This window comes from Corallococcus sp. BB11-1 (assembly GCF_026626625.1).
GTDB classification, from domain to species: Bacteria; Myxococcota; Myxococcia; order Myxococcales; family Myxococcaceae; genus Corallococcus; species Corallococcus soli.
In genome coordinates this window covers 179,564-203,977 of sequence record NZ_JAPNJY010000022.1, presented here as the reverse complement: position 1 = coordinate 203,977, position 24,414 = coordinate 179,564, and the positions used below count along the sequence as shown (strand labels likewise).

Below are 24,414 nucleotides of genomic sequence, written 5' to 3'. Positions count from 1 at the left end.
CCGACACAGGCATTCAGGAGGTGGCAATGAATCAGGATGAAAGCTTGCAGGCGCTGCGCAAGGTGGTGGCGGAAGCCATCCTGCTGGGAACGAAGGTGGCGGACAAACCCTACGGCGGCAACTTCTGGGATGAAGGCAACCGCCCCTACTGGGAAGGCCTGCGGCGGCTGCATCAGCTGACGGCGGAGTTCCTGGCGGCCAGCGGCCTGAAATCCCTCTCACCGGAGGACGTGTTCCCCGTGCATGAGGAGATGAAGCGCATCTCGGAGTCAAGGAGCTAGGAGCCCATGTTCGACCGACAGTCCGTACGAGACCATCTGGCGCGGCTCATCGCGCAGGCCATGTACATGGAGGAGAACGAGCTCGTGGAAACCGAGCTTTTCTCCAACTTCGGCCTGGAATCACTGACGCTGGCGAAGATCGTCACGAAGATCAACCAGGAGTATCACGTCTCCATCCAGCCCCGGGACGTGCTCAAACACCAGACATTGAGAGACGCTTCCGAGTTCGTCTTCCAGGAGCTTTCCCGTCAGCATGGCCAGTCGGGGGGGACGCCATGAGCGCCCAGGTGCATTTCAGTGAGTCGGTGACCCTGCCGGAGGACGCCGTCCGGCAATACAACCACATCTTCATGCTGCGCAATCTCTTCCAGGACCCGAAGCTGTTCCGGGCGGAGATCCGGAAGCTGGAGCAGGAGGTCGCATCCCAGCTCCCCGCGCTGCAGGAGGATTGGCGGGAGATTGACTGCTTCGACGCGGCGAAGTTCGACTCCGCGGCGCTCCAGAAGTGGTTCCGGGAGGGCATGCGGCCGCTGGTGCTGCGCGGGTTCGCCCGGGAGCACGCGTGCGTGCGGACCTGGACGCCGGAGTACTTCCTGGAGCGCTATGGCGACTTCCGGATGTGGCACTCCTCCACGGAGCACCTCTTCGTGGAAGGAGCCCTACTCTCCGAATGCATCCGGAACACGCTCGCCGGAGACAAGTCGCGAGCCTACGTGGAGAACCTGTCGGACATCTTCAATGCCTTTCCGGAGCTGCATGATCAGATTGGCCTGAAGCAGGTGGGGGACTACCTGGGAAGCGCGGCGTCCTATCACAAGATCGCGCAGCTGTTCATTGGCGGTCCGGGCACCGGTGCCGCGTTCCATTGCGCGAACGAGTTGAACTGCTTCCTCAACATCTACGGCCAGAAGAAGTGGACCTTCGTCCATCCCAAGTACTCGTTCGCGATGTCCTCGACCATCTTCAACAAGGGCATCTTCGTGGGCTCGCTGGTGAAGCACAACGCGCCCAAGCGCTTCCTGGAGGCGAAGCAGCCCCTCTACAACCGCGTCCCGAAGCTGCAGGTCGTGCTGGAGCCGGGCGACATGCTGATCAACCCGCCCTGGTGGTGGCATGCCGTCAACAACCAGGGGCGGGCCTCCATCGCGGTGGCGTCGCGCTGGCGCATCCTCACGGAGTACCTGCCGCAGAACCCGCTCTTCGACTTCGTGCAGTCGTTCCGCGAGGAGCGGCTGACCCTGGATGGCAAGGAGATGTCCGAGTCCGACGTCGTGGTGCCCGACAGCGAGCTGCGAAAGAAGTACGTCACCTACGAGCAGATGGGCTGGCAAGATGACGAAGAGCAGGCCTCCTGACGGCTGCTCCATCGTGGGTCTGGCGACGCGCTTCGCCGACGGTGCCTCTTCCGGGGAGTTCTGGGAGGCATTGAAGGCGAAGCGTTCGCTCATCGGACGGATGAGCGAGCAGCGCCGGGCCCTGGTGGACGCGGGGACGGGGACCCACTGGGGACCCGCCGATGCGGTGCGCGGTGCGTTCCTCGCGGACATCGACTGCTTCGATGCGCCTCTCTTCGGGCTGGCGCCCGCCGCCGCCATGTTCGCGGATCCCCGCCAGCGTCTGTTGTTGGAGTCCGCCTGGGCCGCGATGGAGGACGCGGGCCTGTCCCGGTCCGCGCTCGCGGGCCGGAAGGTGGCGGTCTTCGTCGCACACGACGGCTGGTACCTGGGGTCCTACGTCAAACGCATCCCCGCCGGGATGATGCGGAGCCAGGAGTTCATCGTCCCGGGCAACGCGCCGTCGTTCCTGGCCAACCGGCTGTCCGCGCTCTTCGACCTGCATGGCCCGTCCATGGTGTTCGACGCCACGTGCTCCGGGACGTACGTCGCGCTGCACCATGCCTGCCAGGCATTGGAGTCGGGGGCCTGCGATTACGCCCTGGTGGCGGCGGTCACGCTGTTCCTGGACCCGTGGCGGGACGGAGAGACCTCCGCGACCCCCTTCGAGTCCCCCCTGGGGGAGGTGGCGAGCTTCTCCCGCGAAGCGAAGGGCTACCGCACCTCCGAGGGGTGCGGGGCGTTCCTGCTCCAGCGCGACACGCCGGAGGCGCAACGCCGGCACTCGGCCTACGGGGTCATCCGGGCCAGTGGCTACAACTCCGGCGGCAGGACGGCCTCCTTCGCCCAGCCCAGCCGGGACCGGGTCGCGGGTCTCTTTCGCGACGTCCTGGACGCGGCGGGGTTGGAGCCCCGGCGGATCGACTATGTCGAAGCGCACGGCGTGGGGGCCCTGATGGCGGACGCCATCGAAGCCAATGCGCTCATCGACGTGTTCCAGCGGGGGCCGGAGGAGCGCCCCTGTCAGGTCAGCACCGTCAAGCCGAACCTGGGACATGGCCACGCCTCGTCCGGCGTGTATGCCCTGCTCAAGGCGCTCAAATGCCTGGAGCATGGACAGATTCCCGCCATCGCGGGGCTCGAGCCGGGGGCGCTCAACGAAGGCATCCCCGCGGACACGAAGGGGCTCGCGTTCCTCACCGAGACGGTGGACTGGCCCCGTGTGGAAGGGGAGCCCCGCCGGGTCTTCCTGAGCAGCTATGGCATGAGCAACGTCAACGCCGCGCTCGTCCTGGAGGAGCCCTCCCGGGAGCCGTCGTGGACGCCCCGGGCGGTGCCCGGGCGGGCCGTGGTCTGTCTTTCCGCCCGCTCCCCCGAGCAGGTCCTCACGCAGCGCCAGCGATTGGCGGAGTGGCTCCAGGCGCGGGCACCTGACGCGGATGCCCAGAGCACGTTGGACGCGCTGTCATACACGCTCCGGGTGGGCCGCGAGCCGATGCGCCACCGCTGGGCCGCCGTCGTGGAATCCCTGGCGGAGCTGGTGGACGTCCTCGCGGGAGGCTCGCGGATGGGTCCTTCCGGGACCGCGCGCGTCTTCGAGGGCGAGGCCCCTGGCGGCGGAGCCGCGGCGGACGGGGAGGCGGCGCTGGACCCGGAGGACCTGGAGGGACTCGCGGCGAAGTGGGTCCTCGGCGCGAGCATCCCGTGGGAGTCGCTCCACGCGGATCCGGCGCCCCCGCGCCTGCACCTGCCCACGTATCCGTTCGCCCGGAACCGCTGCTGGATCCCGGAAGTGCCGGGGCCCCGCGCGCCGGACACGGAGCACCCCCTGCTGCGGCAGGACGTCTCGACCCCGGAGCAGCCCTGCTTCCGCTCGGACCTGAGCGGCGAGGAGTTCTTCCTCGCGGACCACGTCATCCAGGGGATGCGGATCCTCCCGGGGGTCGCCCACCTGGAGATGGCGCGGGCCGCGTTGACCGTCGCGGCGGGGGGCGCCGTGGGCGACGCGCGACCGGCGCTGTTCGAGCACGTCGTCTGGGCGCGGCCGCTCACCGTGCCGCAGGGCGGCCGGTGCGTGCAGGTCCGGCTGACTCCGTCCGGAGCGCGGGGGATGCGCTTCGAGATCGACTCCCGGCCCGCGGACGCGACGGGCGCGACGGTCCTCCACAGCCAGGGCGAGGCGACGCTGGGAGACCGGGGGGCGCCTCCACGCCTGGACCTGGCCGCGCTGCGCGCGAGGATGCACGAGCCGCTCCTCGACGCGGCGGAGGTCTACGCCATCCCACCGCACCTGGGGCTCGAGCTGGGGCCCCGGCTCCGGGGCGCGCGACACGTGCACGTGGGGCAGGGGGAGCTCCTCGGGCGGCTCGTCCTTCCTCCCCAGGCACCCACCGGGGCTCCGTTCGTCCTGCATCCCTCGGTGATGGATCCCATCCTCCAACTCGCCTTCCTGGCCCTCACGGGCCGCCAGGGCGAGCGCATGCCCCTGACCATTCCGTTCGAGCTCCGGCGCATGGAGTTGTTCGCCGGGAGCCCGCCGTCAGGCTGGGTGTGGATCCGCTACGCGGCCGGCAGCCAGCCGGGCGACGCGGTGGAACGGCTCGACATGGACCTCTGTGACGACGAGGGCCAGCTCGCCGTCCGGATGGAGGGCTTTGCGTTCAGGACCCTCACGCAGCTGGGCCGCTTCAGGAGCGACACGATGGAGACGTCGAACCGGGGGGAGCCGATCCGCGCCGCGCCGCAAGGGCCGCGGGCGAGCACCGTGGACTTCCTGCGCGCGAGGATCGCGGCCGCGCTGCATCTGGCGCCGGAGGCCCTGGGGGCGCGGGACTCCCTGGCGGAGCTCGGGCTGGATTCACTCGTGGCGGTGCGGCTCACCCAGGAACTGGAAGCGCTGCTCGGTGCGCTTCCCAGGACCCTGTTCTTCGAGTTCCGCGACGTCGCGGCACTGGCCCACCACCTGGAGTCCACCCACGCGGAGGCCCTGCGGTCGCTGTTGGGGGCCCCCGCCGCGTCAACGGCAGCGCCGGTGTCTCCGCTTGTGGCGCCGCGGCGGACCGCGCCCGGCGCGACCCCCACGGGCGCGGCGGACATCGCGATCATCGGCCTGTCCGGCCGGTATCCCGGTGCGCGCGACCTGGCGGCCTTCTGGGACAACCTGCGCGCCGGGCGCGATTGCGTCACCGAGGTTCCCGCCAGTCGCTGGGACTGGCGTGACTACTTCACGGAAGACCGGACGCAAGCGGGGCACCACTACAGCAAGTGGGGTGGGTTCCTGGAGGGCGTGGACGAGTTCGACCCGCTGCTGTTCGGCATTCCCCCGAAGGAAGCCGCGCTGCTCGATCCCCAGGAGCGGCTCTTCCTGCAGTGCGTCTGGGCGGCGCTCGAGGACGCGGGCTACTGCCGGCAGGGGCTGCGGAAGGACGGGGACCCCGGGCGCCGCGTAGGCGTCTACGCGGGCGTGATGTACGGCGAGTACCAGCTCTTCGGTGTGGAGGAGAGCCTTCGCGGGAATCGGATGGGCTTCGCGAGCACGCTGGCCAGCATCGCCAACCGCGTGTCCTACGTGCTCGACCTGCACGGCCCCAGCATGACGCTGGACACCATGTGCTCCAGCTCGCTGACCGCCATCACGCTGGCGTGTCAGGACCTGCTCCTGGGCAACACCCGGATGGGAATCGCGGGGGGCGTGAACCTGAGCCTCCACCCCAGCAAGTACCTGGAGCTGAGCCGGCGGCAGTTCGTCTCCGGGAGTGGCCACTGCGCGAGCTTCGGCAGCCAGGGAGATGGTTACGTGCCCGGAGAGGGGGTGGGCGTCGTGGTGCTCAAGCGCCTGGAGGACGCGCTGCGGGACCGGGACGCCATCCACGGGGTCATCAAGGCGAGTGCCATCAACCACGGCGGCAAGACGAGCGGCTACACCGTTCCGGATCCGAACGCCCAGGCGGACGTCATCCTGCGGGCGCTGGAGCAGTCGCGCTTGGACGTGCGGGCCATCGGCTACGTGGAGGCGCACGGGACGGGGACGCGGCTGGGAGACCCCATCGAGATCGCCGGACTGTCGCGGGCGTTCGCGGCCCACGCGAAGGGCACGCCGCCCGATACCCAGGCGTGCGCCATTGGATCCGTGAAGTCGAACGTCGGCCATTGCGAGTCGGCGGCGGGCATCGCGGGGCTCACCAAGGTGCTCCTGCAGATGAAGCATGGGCAGCTGGTGCCATCGCTGCACAGCGAGACGCTCAACCCGAACATCGACTTCGCGGCCACGCCGTTCCGGGTGAACCGGGAGGTCCGGTCCTGGCCCCGGCCCAGTTGGGGCGGCGCGGAAGGCGACGTCGCGGAGCGTGCGCGCGCCGCGGGCGTGTCCTCCTTTGGCGCGGGCGGGGCGAACGCGCACCTGCTCGTCGAGGAACACCTCGACGCGTGGGAAGAGCCCGCCGGAAGCACGGACGCGCCCGTGCTCGTCCCGCTTTCCGCCAGGGATCCGGAGCGGCTGCGGCAGGTCGTCTCCCTCCTGCTGGACTTCGTCCGCGAGCACACCGCCGACCCGTCGCGGTCCGTGTCGCCAGGACCCCAGCTCCGGGACGTCGCCTACACGCTCCAGGTGGGGCGGGAACCCCTGGAAGAGCGGCTGGCGGTGCTGGCCCGCTCCTGGGCGGAGCTGGAGACGCGGCTGCGCGCGTTCCTGGACAGCGACGGCGGCACCGGGGTGGAGGGCTGTCACGCGGGGCAGGCCCGCGGCGCCCGGGACCTCGCCGCCGCCATGACGGAAGGGGACCTGGAGGTCCTGGTTCGTTCCTGGATGGAGCGAGGGGAGCTGGAGCGGCTTGCGAGCCAGTGGGTCCGGGGGCTGCCGCTTGACTGGGAGCAACTCCACGGTGGGCAGAAGCCCCGCCGGGTCCACCTGCCCACCTATCCGTTCGCCCGGGAGCGGTACTGGTATCGCGAAGGTCCGGCGGAGCCCCTGGCCTCGCGGGGAGCCCGGGCGGAGTTCCGGCTCCACCCTCTCCTGCACCGCAACACGTCCGACCTGTGCGAGCAGCGCTTCACCTCGCGCTTCTCTGGGGACGAGTCCTTCCTGAAGGACCACCGCGTCGCGGGGGCGAGGGTGCTGCCCGCGGCCGCCTCGCTCGAGATGGCGCGAGCCGCGGTGGAGCTGGCGGGGGACTGCCTGCGGGAGCCCGGCTCCGTGGTGCGCCTGTGCGACGTCGTCTGGAGCCAGCCCTTCGTCCTCACCGGCGAGGCCGTGGACGCGCACCTGCGCCTGGACGTTGCCGGAGACGCGCGGCCGGAGGTCCACTTCGAGCTGTTCTCCGCGGAGGTGGGGACCGGGGCCGAGGAGCGACGGTACGTGAGCGGCCGCGCGGTCTTCGAGCCGCCCACCGATGCCCCGGCGCTGGAGGTGTCGCGGCTGCGCGGCGCGATGACGCGAGGCCTGCTCACGGCGGAGGCCTTCTACCCGCGGTGGCGGGAGGCGGGCATCGACTACGGCCCCGCGCACCAGGGCGTGCGCGAGCTGCACCTGGGCACGGGCGAGGTGCTGGCGCGGCTGTCGCGCCCGAGCGACGCGCACGCCTCGGACGTGGCCGGCTGCGTGCTGCACCCGGGGTTGATCGACTCCGCGCTCCAGGCGGCGTTGGGGCTGGAGCTGGGAGCGGACGGGACCTTCGCACCGGGACGGTCCGGGGCGGTGTCGCTGCCCTTCGCCCTGGACTCGCTGGAGCTGATCCAACTCTGCCCGGAGGAGGTCTGGGTGTGGATCCGCGATGCCGGGGCCCATACTCCGGCGGACGGAGTGCGCCGGCTGGACCTCGACCTGTGTGACGCGAGCGGCGCTCCGTGCGTCCGCATGCGGGGGCTGCTGCTGCGGCCGCTCGAGGCGCAGGAACCCAGCGTGGAGGTCCCGGGCCTCCTGCTGGCCCATCCGGAGTGGCGGGAGGCCGTGGCGTCCGCGCCGTCCGCCGCTCCCGGTTCCCAACGGGTCATGGTGTGCGCGCTTCCGTACGTGGAGCCGGAGGCGCTTGCCCAGGCGCTGGAGGCCTCGTGCGTCGCCTGGCCCCTGGACGGCGAGGACGAGGCCTCGCGGTTCATGGCGTTCGCGGAGCGGGCCTTCGAGGCCCTGCGGGAATGCGCCGCGGAGCCGGCCTCCGCCCGGGGCGCGCGAATCCAGTTCGTCATCCCGGACACCGAGGAGGCCGGGATGCTCGTGGGGATCGCGGGGCTCCTGCGCAGCGCGCGTCTGGAGTCTCCAGGGCTTCAAGGCCAGGTCATCCGGGTGGACCCCGGTGAGACGGCGGCGTCGCTCGCGCCGAAGCTGCGCCAGTGCGGTGCGGTCGCGGGGGAGGTGCTCCGGTTCGAAGCGGGCGCGCCTTGGACGCAGGGGTGGCGCGAGTTCGCAGGGGCAGAAGGGGCGAGCGCGCCCTGGCGGGAAGACGGCGTCTACCTCATCACCGGAGGCCTCGGGGGCCTGGGGGTCCTCTTCGCCCGGGAGATCCTGGAGAAGACCCGCGATGCCCGCGTCGTCCTGGTCGGGCGCTCGCCGCCGCGCGAGGAGCGGCTCACGGAGCTTCGCGCCTTCGCGAAGCGGCACGACCGAGTGGAGTACCGGATCGCGGACGTCACGAGCCGGGAGCAGGTCTCTGCGCTCGTCCAGGAGGTGGTGGACTGCCATGGCGCCCTGCATGGCGTCCTGCACGCCGCCGGGGTGGTCTCGGACCGGCTCCTCGTCCGGAAGACGCGGGAGGAGTTCCGGGCCGTGCTCGCACCGAAGGTGGCCGGGGCCTGTCACCTGGACGCGGCGACGCAGGCGTTGGCGCTCGACTTCTTCGTCCTCTTCTCCTCGCTCGCGGGCGTGTTGGGGAACACCGGCCAGTCCGACTATGCGACGGGCAATGCCTTCCTCGACGCGTTCGCCGCGCGTCGCGACGCGCGGGTCCAGGCGGGGACGCGTCAGGGGCGGACGTGCGCCATCGCCTGGCCGCTCTGGGACGCGGGCGGCATGGGGCAGGACGCCGCGAGCCGCGCGGCGGCCTCCGAAATCCTGCGCCCCCTGAGCACCGCCGCCGGGCTCGCGTCCTTGTCCCAGACACTGGCGTCAGGACACGCGCAGGTGCTGGCCATCCACGGAGGGCCCGAAGGCCTGGGAGCGCTGCGAACGGCGGCTCCAGACCCGGAGCAGGCGTCCCCACCCGCCATGGCCGGGGACGGGCCGTCCGGGGCTCCCGCCGACCTGGAAGCGCGACTGCGGACACACGTGGGCCAACTGCTGGCGGAGGCCCTGAAACTGCCCGTGCACCGGATCCAGCCGGACACGTCCTTTGGCGAGTACGGGCTCGAGTCCGTGGAGGCCGTGTCGCTCACGAAGCAACTCGAGAAGAGCTTCGGCCCCCTGTCCAAGGCCCTGTTCTTCGAGCACGAGACGCTCGCGGAGCTCGTTGCGTTCCTGGCGGGCGCCCACCCGGAGCGGCTGAAGGAGCTCTTCGCCCCTCCGGAAACACCGCGCGTCGCGCCGGCTCCCGAGCCCGTGCGGCTTCCGGCGCCAGCCGAGCGGACCCGGCGCACGGCGCACGCCCCGTCCCCACGCATGGGCCACGCCGGGGCTCGCGTTGAGACGCCGGCTCCGGGCGGACGGGACATCGCGGTGGTGGGCCTGAGCGGCCGCTATCCTCAAGCGCAGGACCTGGACGCCTTCTGGGAGGTCCTCCGCGAGGGCCGGGACTGCATCCGCGAGGTTCCTCCGGAGCGCTGGGACTGGCGCCGCTTCTATTCGGAGGACCGCGCCGCGGGTGCCACGCACGCGTCGCGGTGGGGCGGCTTCCTGTCGGACGTCGATGCCTTCGACGCGGACTTCTTCGGCCTGTCCCCCAACGAGGCCCGTGACATGGATCCCCAGGAGCGGCTGTTCCTGGAGCAGGTGTGGGCCGCCATGGAGGACGCGGGGCTCACCCGGGCGGCGCTGGGAGGGCCGGAGCGGCTGGTGGGGGTCTACGCGGCGGTCATGTACGGCGAGTACCAGCTGTTTGGCGCGGACGAGGGCCTGCGCGGACGCCCCGGGGCGCTCGTGGGGAGCCTCGCGAGCATCGCGAACCGAGTCTCCCACGTGTTCGACCTGCGCGGCCCGAGCATGACGCTGGAGACGATGTGCTCGTCGTCGCTCACCGCCATCCACCTGGCGTGTCAGGAGCTGCGCCAGGGAAACATCCCGCTGGCCATCGCGGGGGGCGTGAACCTGAGCCTCCACCCCAACAAGTACTCGATGCTGAGCGCGTCGCGGCTCCTCTCCACCGGCGCGCGGTGCGAGAGCTTCGGCGAGGGCGGCGACGGCTACGTGCCCGGCGAGGGGGTGGGGGTCGTCCTGCTCAAGCGGCTGGAGGACGCGGAGCGTGACGGCGACGCCATCCACGGCGTCATCCGCGGCAGCGCCATCAACCACGGAGGACGGGCCCACGCCTACTTCGCGCCCAGCCCCAACGCGCAGCGCCTGGTGGTGGAGCGCGCCCTGCGCGACGCGCGCCTTCCGGCGAGCGCGGTGGGCTACGTGGAGGCGCACGGCACGGGCACCCGGCTGGGAGACGCGGTGGAACTCTCCGCCCTCACGCAGGCCTTCCGCGCCAGCGCGCAGCTCGAACCGGAGGCGTGCCTCATCGGCTCCGTCAAATCCAACATCGGCCATGGAGAGGCGGCGGCCGGCATGGCCGCGCTGACGAAGGTCCTGCTCCAGTTGCGGCACGGCAAGGTCGTTCCGACGCTGCACGCGGGCACGCCGAACCCGAACATCGACTTCGCGAAGACGCCGTTCCGGGTGAGCCAGGCGCTCCAGGACTGGCCCCGCCGCCCCCAGCCGGATGGCCTCCCGGCCGCCCGTGTCGCGGGCATCTCCGCCTTCGGCGCGGGGGGCTCGAACGCGCACGTCGTGGTGGCGGAGCACCTTGGCCGCGCGGCCCGCCGGTCCACCCCGGCCGGTCCCTTCCTGGTGCCGCTGTCGGCCAGGACGCCCGCGGGCCTCCACGCACGCGCGAAGGACCTGCTCGCGTTCATCCAGGCAGGCCTGAAGCCGGGCGGCATGGAGCCGCCGGACCTGGCGGGCATCGCCTTTACGCTGCAGGTGGGACGCGAGGCCATGGAGCAGCGCCTGGGCCTGCTCGTGAGCTCCTTGCAGGAACTGGCTGCGTCGCTGACCGGCTACCTGGAAGGCGCGGCGGGCGGAGGCGTGCGCTTCGTGGGCCGGGCCACCGGGGATGAGACGCTGGCGGCGCTCACCGCCGACGAGGACATCCTGGGCGCCATCGACCGGTGGATCGCGAAGGGGAAGTTCGCCCCGCTCCTCCAGCTCTGGGCCCAGGGCGCGGCGTTCGACTGGCGCCGCCTGTATGCCGCCGGGACGCCCGAGCGCGTGCACCTGCCCACCTATCCCTTCGAGCGCGGACGGCACTGGAGGGATCCGGACGGCGCACCGACGCGTTCCGAGGCCCTGCGGACGCCCGTCCCGCGCGCGCTGGAAGGGGGCCGCGGGGCATTCACCCCCGACGGTGCTTCTGGACTCCAGGAAGAGGTGGCGAGCCTGATTCTCGCCTGTCTGCGCAAGGCGGTGCCAGGGACGTCCGCCACCCTCCAGGCCGGGACGGAGTTCGCGTCGCTCCGCCTGGACTCGCTGGGCATCGCCGGCTTCGTCGGCCTTTGGAGCGCGGTGGCCGGCAAGGTGTTCCCCGCGGCGCTGTTCTACGAGGCGCGGACGCCCCGGGACCTCGCGGACCTCCTCGTCACGCGTGCGCTGGTGACGGAGGCGGACGTCGCGGCGGCGCGGAGCCGGGCGGCGCCGCGGCGGGAGGGGCGTGAGGACGGCTTCGGCCTCTCGGAGATGCAGCAGGCGTTCGTCGTGGGCCGCAAGCTGAAGACGTGTGGCCAGTTCATCAGCAGCACGCTCTACCTCGAGCTGGAGGTGCGCGAGCCCCTGGCACCCGCGACGGTGGAGCAGGCGTGGACCCAACTGGTGCGTCATCACGATGCGCTGCGGCTGCGCATCGACGGGGACTACCGGCAGTCCGTTTCGCCGGAGGCCCAGGAGCCGCGCCTGACGGTCCACGACCTGTCCCGGTTGGAGGGGGATGCCCTGCGCGGTGCGCTCGCGCAGCGCAAGGAGCGGATGGCGTTCCAGGAGTTCGACCTGGAGCGCTGGCCCTACTTCGATCTCCAGATGACGCGCCTGGCTGGCGATCACGCCGTCCTCCACCTCGCGCTCGACGAGGTCGTCGCGGACGGCTTCAGCGCGCTCCTCCTGGCCCGGCAGCTCTTCGAGCTGTGCACGGCCCCGGGGACGCGGCTGCCCCCGCTGCGCTACTCCTACCGGGAGTTCGTCGAGCAGCTGCGCGACCTGCGCGAAGGGCCCACGCACGCGGCGGGCCTGGCCTACTGGACGCGCAAGCTGACGCCGCTGCCCCGGGCACCGCGTCTGGCGCACGATGCCGATGGCTCCTGGGGCGCACGCGTCCACTGCCTGGAGGGTTCGCTGTCCGCGCGGCAGTGGGACGCGCTCAAGGCCCGGGCCCAGGCCTTGCGGTGCTATCCGAGCGCGGTCCTCCTCACGCTCTTCGGGGATGCCCTGGCGGAGCAGGTGGGGCCGCGCGAGCTCCGCCTGGGCGTGACGAAGCTCCACCGGCCGCCGCTCCACGAGGACGTGTCCCAGCTGGTGGGGCTCTTCATCACGAGCAACGTCTTCCTCCACCGGGTGGAGGCGGACGAGGCCTTCGAGCAGCGCCTGCTCCGGACCCAGAAGCAACTGGAGGATGACGCGCCCCACTCGCACGTGGACGCGACCCCGGTGCTCCGCTCGCTGCGCACGGGCGCGGAGGAGGGCGGCGAGCTGCCCGTCATCTTCACCAGCCTCATCCATCCGGTGTTCCAGGGCGTGCCCTCCGCCAGTGCCTGGCGGATCCGCGACGTCATGAACACCACGCCGTCCGTCCACCTGGACCACCAGACATTCGAGGAAGGCGGCGTCCTGCACTACCGCTGGTACGTGCCGGCCGCCGTGTTCGCGAAGGGAGATGTCCAGGCCGTCTTCCGCGCCTACCAGACCCGCCTGGAGCAGCATGCGCGAGCGCTCGTGGCGCCAGGACTTCCGGCCCACCCCGGGACCGGGGCCGACAGCGCCACGTTCCCCCTCACGAATGTGCAGACGGCCTATGCCTTCGGCCGCATCGCCTCGGCCGGTGGGGACGCCAGCTGCGCGCTCCTCCTGGAATACGAGGTCCAGGGCGTGGAGGCCGGCCGGCTGGAGCAGGCGTGGAACGCGCTGGTGCGCCACCACCCCATGCTCCGCTGCTCCGTGCTCTCGTCGGGCGAGCAGCGCATCCTCGATGGGGCGGCGGTGGCGCCGTACCGCATCCAGAACGCCTGCGCCGCGGACACGCGCGAGGCCTTCGAGGAGGGCTGCCAGCGCGTGCGCGCGCAGCTGCTGTCGCATCACTACCCGCTCGACGGCGCCCCGTTCTTCACCGTCAGGACCTGCACCCTGGAGAACGCAACGACGCGCATCTTCCTCCACCTGGACCTGCTCATCGCGGATGCGCGCAGCGCGATGCTCATCGCCGGGCAGCTTCTCCAGGCCTGCGAAGCGCCGCGCTTCACGCTCCCCACGCTCCGGGGCACCTTCCGGGAGCACGTCCTGGCAAGACAGCAGGCGCGCATGAGCCCGGAGGCCGCGGAGGACCGTGCGGCCTGGGAGGAGCGCTTCCGCCACCTCCCCTCCGGACCCAGGCTGGAGGGCGCCGGAGGCTCGGGGAAACACACCCTGGTGCGCCGGGTCCCGCATCTCCAGGGGCTCCAGGCGCGCGCCCGCCGCGCGAACGTGGACCTGGAGACCGTCCTGCTGGCGGCCTATGGCCAGACGCTCCGGGCCTGGAACGGCGGCGGGGCCTGCTCGGTCGTCGTGGTGGGTTGGGACCGGGAGCCTCTCGTGCCGGACACCGACGCGCTGGTGGGGGACTTCACCCGGCTGGGCTGGGTGGCCTTCGATGACGGGGACGCGGACGTCGACGCGCTCCTTCAGCGGACCCACGCGCAACTGGAAGCGGACGCGCGGCGCCGCCACGTGGAGGGGTTGGAGGTCCTGCGCACGCGCCAGGGGCTGTCCTTCCCGGCGGTCTTCACGCGGATGACGCCGGGGCCCGTCCCAGCGCATGCCATCTCCCAGACGCCCGGCGTGGTCGTGGACAACATCTGGCGGCCCGACGGCGACACCGGCGTGGTGATCCACTGGGACTCCATCGCCGCCGACCGCGAGTCCGAAGGGGTGATGTTCGACCGGTACTGCGACACGCTGCGCGCGTGGGCGGACGTGGCCGGCCGTCCAGAGGCGCCACGCCTGCCGGAGCGCGGACCCTGCCTCCACACCCTCTTCGAGCGCGCGGTCCAGGCGCATGGCGAGCGCTGCGCGGTGCGCTTCGGCGAGGAGTCCCTGACGTACTCGGCGCTGGAGGAGCGCACGCGTCAATGCGCGCGGTGGCTGCTGGAGCAGGGCACCCGCCCCGGCGACGTCGTCGCGGTGTACATGGACCGCTCGCTGGAGATGGTGATCGCCCTGATGGGCATCCTGCGAGCGGGGGCGGCCTACCTGCCGCTGGACGTCTCCGCGCCCGCGGCCCGCGTGCTGCGCATCCTGTCGGATTCGAAGGCGCGCTGCCTGCTGACCCAGCGCCGCTTCCAGCCGGTGTGGGAGGGCGCGCGGCGCCTGGCGGTGTGCTGCCTGGACGGCGCGCCGCTCCCCGACGCCGGCCCGTCTTCACGCGACGGCCTGGGCACCGCGGGGGAGGGGGACCTGGCGTACGTCATCTACACGTCCGGCTCCACGGGGATGCCCAAGGGGTGCATGGTCGAGCACCACTCCATCGTCAACCGCATCGCCTGGATGCAGGAGCAGTTCCCGCTGTGGCCGGGCGATGCCGTGCTGCAGAAGACGCCGTACAGCTTCGACGTGTCCGTCTGGGAGTTCTTCTGGCCGCTGGCCGTGGGCGCGACCCTGGTCGTCGCGAAACCCGGCGGCCACCTGGACGCGGCCTACCTGGTGGACCTCATCCCGCGCGAGCACATCCGCGTCTGCCACTTCGTGCCGTCCATGCTGCGGCTGGTGCTGGCCGAGCCGGACCTGGAGCGGATGGCGGGCCTGCGGCACGTCTTCGTCAGTGGCGAGGCCCTGGAGTACGACCTGCTGGAGCAGTACCGGGCGCGGCTGTCCGTGCCCCTGGAGAACCTCTACGGCCCCACGGAGGCCGCGGTCGACGTGAGCTACTGGCCCTGTCTCCCGAACCCGGAGCGGCGGACGCGCATCGGGCGGGCCATCACCCGGGTCCAGCTCCATGTCCTGAACGAGGCGCTGGAGCCCGTGGCCCCCGGAGAGACGGGGGAACTCTACATCGGCGGCGTGGCGGTGGGGCGGGGCTACCTGGGCAACCCCGAGCTGACGGCGAGGTCCTTCGTTCCGTCGCCCTTCGCGGACGGCGCGCGGCTGTACAGGACCGGGGACCTGGCGGCCTGGACGGCCGACGGGGAGCTGCTCTACCTGGGCCGGCGCGACGGACAGGTCAAGCTGAACGGGCTGCGCGTGGAGTTGGCGGAGATCGAACACCACCTGCGCCGCCACCCGACGGTGGAGGACGCACTGGTCGCGATGGAGGGACCGCCGGGCCGGGAGCTGCTGGTGGCCTACGTCGTGCCGCGCGACGCCGCGAGCAAGGTGGACCGGGAGTCGCTGCGCGGATTCCTGAAGGAATGCGTGCCGGCCTACATGGTGCCGCATGCGTGGGTGCGGCTGGAGGCCCTCCCCCTCACCGGCCACGGGAAGCGCAGACGTGGCGCCGCCCGGAGCGGTGGGGGCGCGGAGGGACGTGCGCTGATTGAACTCTTGAGGGAGCTGCCATGAGGGTGCCGTCCACCGAGCGCGGGGAGGCCCCGTCGCGGCCATCGTCCTGGGACCCTGACGCGGACCTGTTCGCGCAGGGCATGAACTACGCGGGGGTGCTCGACCTGCTGGACTCCGTGCGCCAGGAGTTCGGCGTCGACGTGGACGCGGACGCCTTCCTGGAGAAGCCGACCCTGCGGCACCTGCGCGCGCTCGTGGGAGGCGCGGCTCCGGAGGACGGCGGACCTCGCCATTCCCCGCCGCCCCAGCCGGCGCCGTTGGACGACGCGGCCCTGAAGGTCCTCCTGGTGGAGGCAGGCATCGGCCAGCCTATCGACCTCGACCGAGACCTCTTCGAGCAGGGACTGACGTCGCTGCGCATCCTCCAATTGTTGGGCAAGGCCCGGAGCCGGCTGGGCGTGGAGCTCAGCCTGGACGTCTTCCTCACGCGTCCGACGATGCGCCACCTGGCCCGGCTGGCCGCGACGTCCGCGCCCACGCCGGTGAATACCCCTGCCGCCGTCGACCGGCGCCCGGAGCCCGCGGCCGCTTCGGCGCGAAAGGCGCCCGCGCCGCTGGGAGAGATCCGGGACGAGGAGGCGAAGCGCGCCTTCGTCAACGCCCGGAACAACGTGCGCAAGGGAGTAGACCCCGCGACGCCCTGGTTCCGGGGACCGCCGAGGACGCGGACGGCGTCGTGGCCGGAGTATGAGCAGCGCAAGAGCCGGCGCGCGTTCCCGGGCGGCCCCGTCCACCGCGAACAGCTCCTGGCCTGGCTCGCGTGCCTGGATGGCGTCGAGTCCGGCGGCACGACGCGCTACCTCTATCCCTCGGCGGGCAGCACCTATGCCGTCCAGGTCTACGTGGAGGTGCGTCCGGGCGGTGTCACCGGATTGGACGCGGGCCTGTACTACTACCACCCGCTGGAGCACGGGCTCGCACGGCTGTCGTCGCGAAGCCTGCCGGTCCACGCGCACTACGACTACAACCGTCCGGTCCACGAGCGCTCCGGCTTCTGTCTGCATCTGGTGGCGGAGCGCAAGGGCATCGAGCCGCTCTATGGCCCGCAGACGGACCGCTTCGTGCTCGTGGAGGCCGGCGCCATCATCCAGTTGTTGATGGAGCGGCAGGCCCATCACGGCATTGGCGCGTGCGTGCTCGCGGGCATGGAGGAGGCGGCCCTGCGAGAGGCGGCGGGCCTGGGAGCGCATCACCAGGTGCTCCTCGCCATGGCCTGCGGGGGCCTGACGCAAGCGCCGCGCGTGGAAGCGCGTCCCGTGGCGGGCGTGGAGGACATCGCCATCGTGGGGGTGCAGGGCCGCTTCCCCGGGGCGCGCGACCTGCGGGAGTACTGGGAGAACCTCCTGGCGAAGCGGATCAGCCTGGGGCCCGTCCCGCACGACCGCGGGTGGGCCGGGGCATCCGGCCGGGCGGAGGACGCACGCGGGGGCTTCGTCGACGCGGTCCACGACTTCGATCCCGGCTTCTTCGGCATCACGATCGAGGACGCCAGCGCCATGGATCCGCAGGAGCGGCTGCTGCTGCAATCCGTCCACGAGCTGCTGGAGCGGAGCGGCTACCGGGGACGGAACCGGGAGGGGCTCACCCAGGAGGTCGGCGTCTTCGTCGGCGTGATGTGGAACGACACCCGGAGCGTCGCGGACGAGCTGAACGCGCGGGGCGGGAGCGTGGGGCACACGCCCCTCTCCTCGGTGGCGAACCGGCTCTCCCACTTCTTCGACTGGGTGGGGCCCAGCCTGGCGGTGGATGCCAGCTGCTCCTCTGCGCTGAGTGCGCTGTGCCTCGCGTGCGACAGCCTCCGGCAGGGCGGCTGCCAGGCGGCGGTCGTGGGCGGAGTGAACCTGCTGACGCACCCCTCCCACGTCGACAACCTGCGGCGCTTCGGGCTCCTCTCCCAGGGCACGACGAGTGATGCCTTCGGAGACGAGGCGTCCGGGTGGCTGCCGGGAGAGGGCGTCGGAGCGTTGCTGCTGCGTCCGTTGTCCAAGGCGCTGGCCGACGGCGATCACGTCTGGGGCGTCATCCGTGCGGGGACCCTGATGAGCGGCGGCCGGGTGTCCCGCTACGGCGCGCCGTCGATGGAGCGGCAGGGCGAGTTGATGCGACGGACGCTGGCCTCCGCAGGCCTGGGCCCGGAGGATGTGCAGTACATCGAGGCGGCGGCGGCGGGCTCGGCCATTGGCGACGCCTCGGAGATGCACGCGGTCCAGAAGGTCTTCACCCCGCGCGGCTCGCCGCTGTGGGTCGGCACCGTCAAGCCGAACATCGGGCACCTGGAGTCCGCCTCCGGGCTCTCGCAGGTGGCCAAGGTGCTGCTCCAGTTCGAGCACCGGACGCTGGCCCCCGTGGTGCCCCGCTCGGGCTCCAATCCGTTGATCCGGCTGGAGGGCGGGCCGGTGGAGATCCTCGACGAGGCCCGGCCCTGGGAGGGACGCGGCGGGGCTCCCCTGAGGGCGCTCGTCAACAGCTTCGGCGGGACGGGGGCCTACGCCAGCGTGCTGCTTGAGAGTCCTCCCGCCGTGGCGCCGCCTCCGGACGAAACCGGGCCCTGGCTGTTCGTCCTCTCCGCCAGGTCGCCCGAGCAGCTCCGGCGCTACGTGGAGACCTGGGTCGCCTTCCTGGGGAGTGCTGAACCCGGGCGCGTGCCGCCGTCGCAGGTCGCCACGACCCTGCTGCTGGGGCGCGACGCCTTCGCACAGAGACTCGCGGTGGTGGCGGCCTCGCTCGACGCATGGGCCGCGCGCCTGGAGGCCTTCCTGCGGGGAACCTCCGTGGACGGCCTCTGGACCGGGACCGTGCCGGAAGCGAGCGGCGCGCCGGACGCCGCGCTCTCCTCCACGACGCTGGACGGGATGGCCCGGGCCTGGGTCCAGGGACGCTGGGACGGGGGCCTCCCGGAAGGATGGGGCGCGCGCTCGCGGAAGGTGCCCCTTCCCACCCACCCGTTCCAGACGCACCGCCAGGTCCGCGACGCCAGGCCCGGGGAGCCGCGGTCCAGCCTCGCGCCGCGCAAGGCCTCGCCCGACGCGCGGGCCGAAGGCGCGATGGCGCTCATCCGCGAGGGCCTCACGAACCAGCTCGGGGACGTTTCCTTCCCGCTGTCCTCCGACCAGCGCTTCCACGAGCTGGGGCTGAACTCCATGGGCATGGTCCGCGCCGTCCATGCGCTGGAGAAGGCCGTGGGGACGGCGCTCCCGGCCGACCTGTTCCTGCGGCACAGGACCGTGGGCGAGCTGGCCGCCTGGCTCGGACCCCAGCTGCCGGAAGCGCGCACCGCGCCCGTGCGGGAGCCGCGTCCCCCGAAGGCTCCCGACGCCGCTCCGCCCCTCTCCGAAGGACAGCAGGGGCTGTGGACGGTGCAGCGCTTGGATCCGGCGATGAGCGCCTACAACTGCCCGGTCTGCTTCCACGTGAAGGGCAGCGTGGACCGGGCCCGTCTGGAGCGGACGTGCGCGGCGCTGCTGCGCGAGTTCCCCGCGTTGAGCGCGTCCATCCAGGCCGCGGAGGCCGGCCTCGTCCAGTCCTTCGACGTCACCCGGCGCGTGGAGCTGCAAGAGGAGGACGTCTCCGCGCTCTCGCCCGACGCCGTCATCGCGCACCTGCGGTTGCGCGCCCGTGAGCCGTTCCGCCTGGAACAGGGACCGCTGCTGCGCGCGCGGCTCCTGTGGCGTTCGGACCGGGAGGCCTACGTCCTCTTCACCGTGCACCACATCGTCTTCGACGGGAACTCGTTCCGGCCCTTCCGCGACGCGTTCCTACGCCTCTACTCGCTGAGCGCGGGGGGCCGGAGTCCGGAGCCCCGTCCGCCCTCCCGTGCGTTCGCCGACTTCGTCGAACAGGAGCGGCGGCTGCTCCAGGGGGCGGAGGGCGCCCGGCGGTTGGCGTACTGGAAGACGCGACTGGAGGGGCCGCTCCCCACCCTGGCGCTCCCCCGCGAGCACAGGGGGGCCGGTGCGCCGGCGCTGCCTCGGGGCGTGTGCCACCAGCCGCTGCCGGGCCCGTTGTCCGAAGCCGTGGCGCGGTTCGTCCGGGAGTCCAAGGCCTATCCCTCCAGCTTCTTCCTGGCGGTGTTCAAGGTCCTCCTGTTCCGGCTCACCGGACAGCAGGACGCCATCCTCGGGCTCCCTGTCGACCTGAGGTCCGGTGCCGGGGACGCCCAGGCGCTCGGCTTCTTCGTCAACATGGTGCCCATCCGGACCCGGGCCTCCAGCGGCCAGTCCTTCGACGCGTTCCAGCGGGAGGTCCAGTCGCGGGTGCTGGAGGGGCTGGCGAACAGCCATCCCTTCGCGGCGCTGGTGCGCGCGCTGGGACTGGGGACGACGGAGCGGGCTCCAGTATTCCAGGCGGTGTTCGCCTATCAGGGCGCCATCGGGGCGGAGCCCCCACCCGAGGCGTCCCACGCGGACTTCGCGGTGGAGATGGTGGAGGAGGTGTTCCAGGAAGGAGAGTACGAGCTCTCCCTGGAGGTCTTCGAGCGCGCCCGGGGCTTCGTCCTCCGGTTCACGTACGACGCGAACCTGTATGACGCGGCGCTGATGGCCCGCTGCCTGGAGCAGTACACGCGGCTGCTGGAAGCCGTGATGCAGGCACCGTCGCGGCCGCTGGGCCACCACCCGCTGCTGTCGGAGGCGGAGCGCGAGCAACTGCTCCGCTCCTGGAACGGGCCCCGCGTGACGCGTCCCACGGCCACGCTCCACGGCCTCTTCGAGGCCCAGGCCCGCCAGACGCCGGACGCGGTCGCCGTGTCGTTCGAAGGCCAGGCCCTGTCGTACCGGCGGCTGGACGCGAGGGCGAACCGCCTGGCCCGCTTCCTCCAGTCACGCGGGGTGGGGCCGGACAGCCTGGTGGGCGTCTGCATGGAGCGCTCCGCCGAGCTGGTGGTCGCGTTGCTCGGCATCCTCAAGGCCGGGGGGGCCTACGTGCCCATCGACCCGGAGCACCCGGAGAAGCGGATCTCCTTCGTGGTGTCCGACATCCGCGCGCCGGTGCTGCTGGTGCAGCCGCGCTTCCAGGAGAAGTTCCCGCACGCGGGCGCCGCGGTGGTGAGCCCGCGCGAGCTGTGGGAGGACCCGGCGGAAGGAGAGGAGGCGCCCGTATTCAGCGCCGTGGAGCCACGCCATCTGGCCTACGTCATCTATACGTCGGGGTCGACGGGCAACCCCAAGGGCTGCATGGTGTCTCACGGCGCGGTCCACAACCGGCTGGCCTGGATGCAGGAGCAGTACGGCCTGGGCCCGGCGGACCGGGTGCTGCAGAAGACGCCGTACAGCTTCGACGTGTCCGTCTGGGAGTTCTTCTGGCCCCTGATGACCGGCGCCACCCTCGTCATGATGCCGCCGGGGCGCCACACGGACCCCCGTGCGGTGGCACGCACGCTGGAAGCGGAGCGCATCACCGTCTGCCACTTCGTGCCGTCCATGCTGCGCGCCTTCGTCGACGTGCTGGAGCCGGGGCGCTGCGCGTCGTTGCGGTGCGTCTTCGCGAGCGGGGAGAGCCTGCCCCGGCCGCTGGTGGAGCGGACCGCGGCGCTGCTGCCGGGAGCGGAGCTGCACAACCTGTACGGCCCGACGGAGGCCGCGGTGGATGTGTCCTTCTGGCGCGCGCGCCCGCGAGCGGACCATCGGGTGCCCATCGGGCAGCCCATCGCCAACATCCAGCTGTACGTGCTGGACGCGTGCCTGGAGCCGATGCCGGTGGGCGTTGCCGGGGAGCTGTACATCGCGGGCGTGGGCCTGGCCCGGGGCTACCTGGGACGCGCCGGCCTGACCGCGGAGCGCTTCATCCCGAACCCCCACGACGCGGGCGCAAGCCCCCGGATGTACAAGACGGGGGACCTGGCGCGGTGGTTGCCCGACGGCACGTTGGAGTACCTGGGGCGCCGCGACCACCAGGTGAAGGTCCGGGGCTTCCGCATCGAGCTGGGGGAGATCGAATCCTGCCTGCTCCAGCACGCGCAGGTGAGCGACTGCGCCGTGCTCGCGGAGCCGGACGCGACGGGGGAGCGGCAACTGGTGGCCTACCTCGTGCCGCGCGAGGGGACCGCGCCGGGGGTGGCCTCCCTGCGGGCCTTCGTGGGGGCCGAGCTGCCGGAGCACATGGTTCCCTCCCGCTTCATCGCGCTGCAAGCGCTTCCGCTCACGCCCAGCGGCAAGGTGGACCGGGCCGCGCTTCGGCGCACCGAAGGCGTGCTGGGGCCGGACGGCGCCTCCGTCGCGCCCCGGACCCGGACCGAGCGCGTGCTGGCGGAAATCTGGAAGGAGCTCCTGGGCCTGCGGGAGGTGGGCGTCACCGCGGACTTCTTCGAGCTGGGCGGGCACTCGTTGAAGCTCGCGATGATGGCCACCCGGGTGGAGGGGGCGCTGCCGGACTCGCGGTTCGACCCGGTGGCCTTCCATCGCCAGCCCACCATCGAGGGGCTGGCGCGGCTGCTGGACGCGGGCCCGGCCCTGGAGCGGGAGCTGGTGCCGCGGCTGCTGGAGAGCGAGGGCCCGGCGGAGCTGTCCATCATCTGCTGTCCCTATGCCGGAGCCGACGCGGCGGTGTACCAGCCGCTGGCGCGGGAACTGGGCCGGCGCAACGCGCGCATCGCCGTCTATGCCGTCGCGCCGCCCCCGTTGGACACCAGCGCGGAGCTGGACTCCGTTGAACGGCTGGCCGAGGCCTGCGTGGCGCGAATCCTGGAGCGCGTCGAGGGACCGCTCGGGGTGTATGGGCATTGCACGGGAAGCTTCCTCGCCCTGGAGATCGCCCGCCGCCTGGAGGCGAGCGGCAGGACGGTGAAGGTGCTCTTCGTGGGAGCGGCGTTCCCCTTCCACAAGGCCGCGGGCCTGCTGCCCGTCAGCGACCTGTGGCGATGGGTGGGCGACGAGCGGATCCACGGCCTGATGAAGGCCTGGGGCGCCCCGAAGGACGACATCGACAGCAAGACGCTCGCCGGCATGGTGCGCAGGTTCCGGCGGGACGCGCGCATGGCGTTCGCCTATGGCAAGCGCCGGCGGGATTGGAGGCTCACCGCGCCCATCGTGAACATCGTCAGCGCGGATGACGCGCTCACGAAGGGCTTCCGGCAGCGCTACCTTCGTTGGGGGGAGCTCACCCGCACGGTGCGGTTGGTGGTGCTGAAGGACGGAGAGCACTACTTCGTTGGGAAGAAGGCGGACGTCGTCGCGGACATCGTCCAGCAGGTCCAGGCGGGCGCCGCGCCACTGGTTGCCGGGACGCGGACCATCATTGAATGGAAGTGAGGGGAGGATGTCATTGAGCAAGCCGGCCGGTGGATTCAGGGAGTTCCAGAACGCGGACGTCGCGGCGGCCTTCATGGCTTTTCCAAGGAAGGTGGCACCGCGGCTGATGTTCCTTCGCCAGCTCATCCATGACACGGCGGCGGAGACCGAGGGCGTGGGCGAACTGGAGGAGGCCCTCCGCTGGGGGGAGCCCAGCTTCCTCACGACGCAATCAAAGAGCGGCAGCCTCATCCGCATCAACACGAAGGACGCCGCCGGGGACAGGTACGCCGTCTTCTTCCATTGCCAGACGAAGCTGGTCCCGACGTTCCGCAAGCTGTATCCCCGCGCGTTCACCTTCGAGGGGGACCGGGCGCTCGTCTTCGGCGTGGACGACCCCGTGCCCGTGGAGGCCCTGCGCGACTGCATCCGGATGGCGCTGACCTACCATCAGGCGAAGAAGGACGCGGGGAAGGTCCGGCGTGAGGCAGCCAGGGCGAGGCGGGCATGAGCAGGCCCCTGGCGAGGAAGGTCAAGGAGGAGGTGGGCGCGGACGAGTCCCCGGCCGACGGCGAGGCGGAGGCGTCGCTGGGCCTGGAGTTCGAGGACGTCGCGCCGCGCGGGCGTCGCGCGGCGAGGCGGCCCTCCGTGGTGGCCGTCCTGGACGGTCTGGGGATCGCCATGCCGCCCCGGGTGATGGACAACCACGAGTTCGCGTCCAGGCTGGAGACCAGCGACGAGTGGATCCAGAGCCGCACCGGCATCGTCGAGCGGCGCATCGCCGGGGTGGACATCGCCACCAGCGACCTCGCGGTCGAAGCGGGGCGTGCGGCCCTGCGCCAGGGCCGGGGCTGGGGCGGGGAGGCGTGCGCGGTGGTCGTTGCCACGACGACGCCGGACCACCCGATGCCAGGGGTGGCCCCCCTCGTCGCCGCCCGGCTCGGGCTGGCCACCCCCGCGGCCTTCGACGTCCAGGCCGCGTGTTCGGGGTTCGTCTACGCGCTGGCGGCGGGAGCGGGGCTCATCTCCGGAGGCATCGCGGAGCGCGTGCTGGTGATTGGCGCGGAGGTGATGAGCCGCATCGTCGACGCGAATGACCGCTCGACCGCGGTGCTGTTCGGAGACGGCGCCGGGGCCGTCTGCCTGCGAGCGGGATCCCCGGACGAGCCGGGGGCGGTGGGCCCCTTCGACCTGGGCAGTGATGGCGAGCACGCGCGGCAGTTGTTCGTCGAGGCGGGAGGCTCGCGGATGCCCGTGACGCAGGAGACAGGAGGCCGGCGGTTCCTCCGGATGGATGGCGGACATGTCTACCGGCACGCCGTGCGGCGGATGTCGGAGTCGTCCTTGCGCCTGCTGGAGCGGGCGAACCTGGAAGTGGATCAGATCGACCGGTTCGTGGCCCACCAGGCGAATACGCGCATCCTGAACGCCGTGGCGGACCGGCTGGGGATTCCACCGGCGCGAAGGGTGATCAACGTGGACCGGTGCGGCAACACCTCCGCGGCCTCCATTCCCCTGGCCCTAGCGCACGCCATGCCCAGGCCTGGAGAGCGCATCCTCATCACCGCGTTCGGCTCGGGCTTCACCTGGGGTTCCACCTACCTGACGTGGCCGGACCTGGGGAAGGGGAGCGCCTGAAAACGACAAGGCCCCCGGGT

7 protein-coding genes are annotated in these 24,414 nt (G+C 71.8%); all 7 read left to right on the top strand.

All coding sequences use genetic code 11. The features are described 5' to 3' along the window. Nucleotides 1-26 precede the first annotated feature (26 nt). A complete protein-coding gene (locus OV207_RS17595; protein WP_267556324.1) occupies nucleotides 27-281 on the top strand; it encodes a hypothetical protein in 255 nt (84 codons plus the stop codon). 6 nt (nucleotides 282-287) lie between these two features. Beyond that, the gene (locus tag OV207_RS17590) at nucleotides 288-560 is read left to right on the top strand and encodes an acyl carrier protein (RefSeq protein WP_267556323.1); all 273 of its coding nucleotides are present in this window, start codon (nucleotides 288-290) and stop codon (nucleotides 558-560) included. After that, nucleotides 557-1,636 (top strand): cupin-like domain-containing protein, encoded by a 1,080-nt coding sequence (locus OV207_RS17585; RefSeq protein ID WP_267556322.1) that lies wholly within the window; start codon nucleotides 557-559, stop codon nucleotides 1,634-1,636. The genes OV207_RS17590 and OV207_RS17585 overlap by 4 nt, the downstream gene beginning before the upstream one ends. After that, entirely contained in the window at nucleotides 1,614-15,533 is a 13,920-nt protein-coding gene (locus OV207_RS17580; RefSeq protein WP_267556321.1) for a non-ribosomal peptide synthetase, read from the top strand. The genes OV207_RS17585 and OV207_RS17580 overlap by 23 nt, the downstream gene beginning before the upstream one ends. Further along, nucleotides 15,530-22,777: a non-ribosomal peptide synthetase gene (locus OV207_RS17575; protein ID WP_267556320.1), complete on the top strand. Its 7,248-nt coding sequence runs from the start codon at nucleotides 15,530-15,532 to the stop codon at nucleotides 22,775-22,777. Before OV207_RS17580 ends, OV207_RS17575 begins: the two co-directional genes overlap by 4 nt. A 106-nt stretch (nucleotides 22,778-22,883) precedes the next feature. Beyond that, complete coding sequence (locus OV207_RS17570; RefSeq protein ID WP_267556319.1) at nucleotides 22,884-23,267, top strand: DUF1801 domain-containing protein; 384 nt, start codon at nucleotides 22,884-22,886, stop codon at nucleotides 23,265-23,267. Then, complete coding sequence (locus OV207_RS17565; protein ID WP_267556318.1) at nucleotides 23,264-24,394, top strand: beta-ketoacyl-ACP synthase III; 1,131 nt, start codon at nucleotides 23,264-23,266, stop codon at nucleotides 24,392-24,394. The genes OV207_RS17570 and OV207_RS17565 overlap by 4 nt, the downstream gene beginning before the upstream one ends. Nucleotides 24,395-24,414 lie beyond the last annotated feature (20 nt).

Excerpts from the sequence above, each read along its gene's own strand:
- OV207_RS17590 (WP_267556323.1), top strand. The coding sequence starts at position 288 with ATGTTCGACCGACAGTCCGTACGAGACCATCTGGCGCGGCTCATCGCG.
- OV207_RS17585 (WP_267556322.1), top strand. The coding sequence starts at position 557 with ATGAGCGCCCAGGTGCATTTCAGTGAGTCGGTGACCCTGCCGGAGGAC.
- OV207_RS17595 (WP_267556324.1), top strand. The coding sequence starts at position 27 with ATGAATCAGGATGAAAGCTTGCAGGCGCTGCGCAAGGTGGTGGCGGAA.
- OV207_RS17570 (WP_267556319.1), top strand. The coding sequence starts at position 22,884 with ATGTTCCTTCGCCAGCTCATCCATGACACGGCGGCGGAGACCGAGGGC.
- OV207_RS17575 (WP_267556320.1), top strand. The coding sequence starts at position 15,530 with ATGAGGGTGCCGTCCACCGAGCGCGGGGAGGCCCCGTCGCGGCCATCG.
- OV207_RS17580 (WP_267556321.1), top strand. The coding sequence starts at position 1,614 with ATGACGAAGAGCAGGCCTCCTGACGGCTGCTCCATCGTGGGTCTGGCG.
- OV207_RS17565 (WP_267556318.1), top strand. The coding sequence starts at position 23,264 with ATGAGCAGGCCCCTGGCGAGGAAGGTCAAGGAGGAGGTGGGCGCGGAC.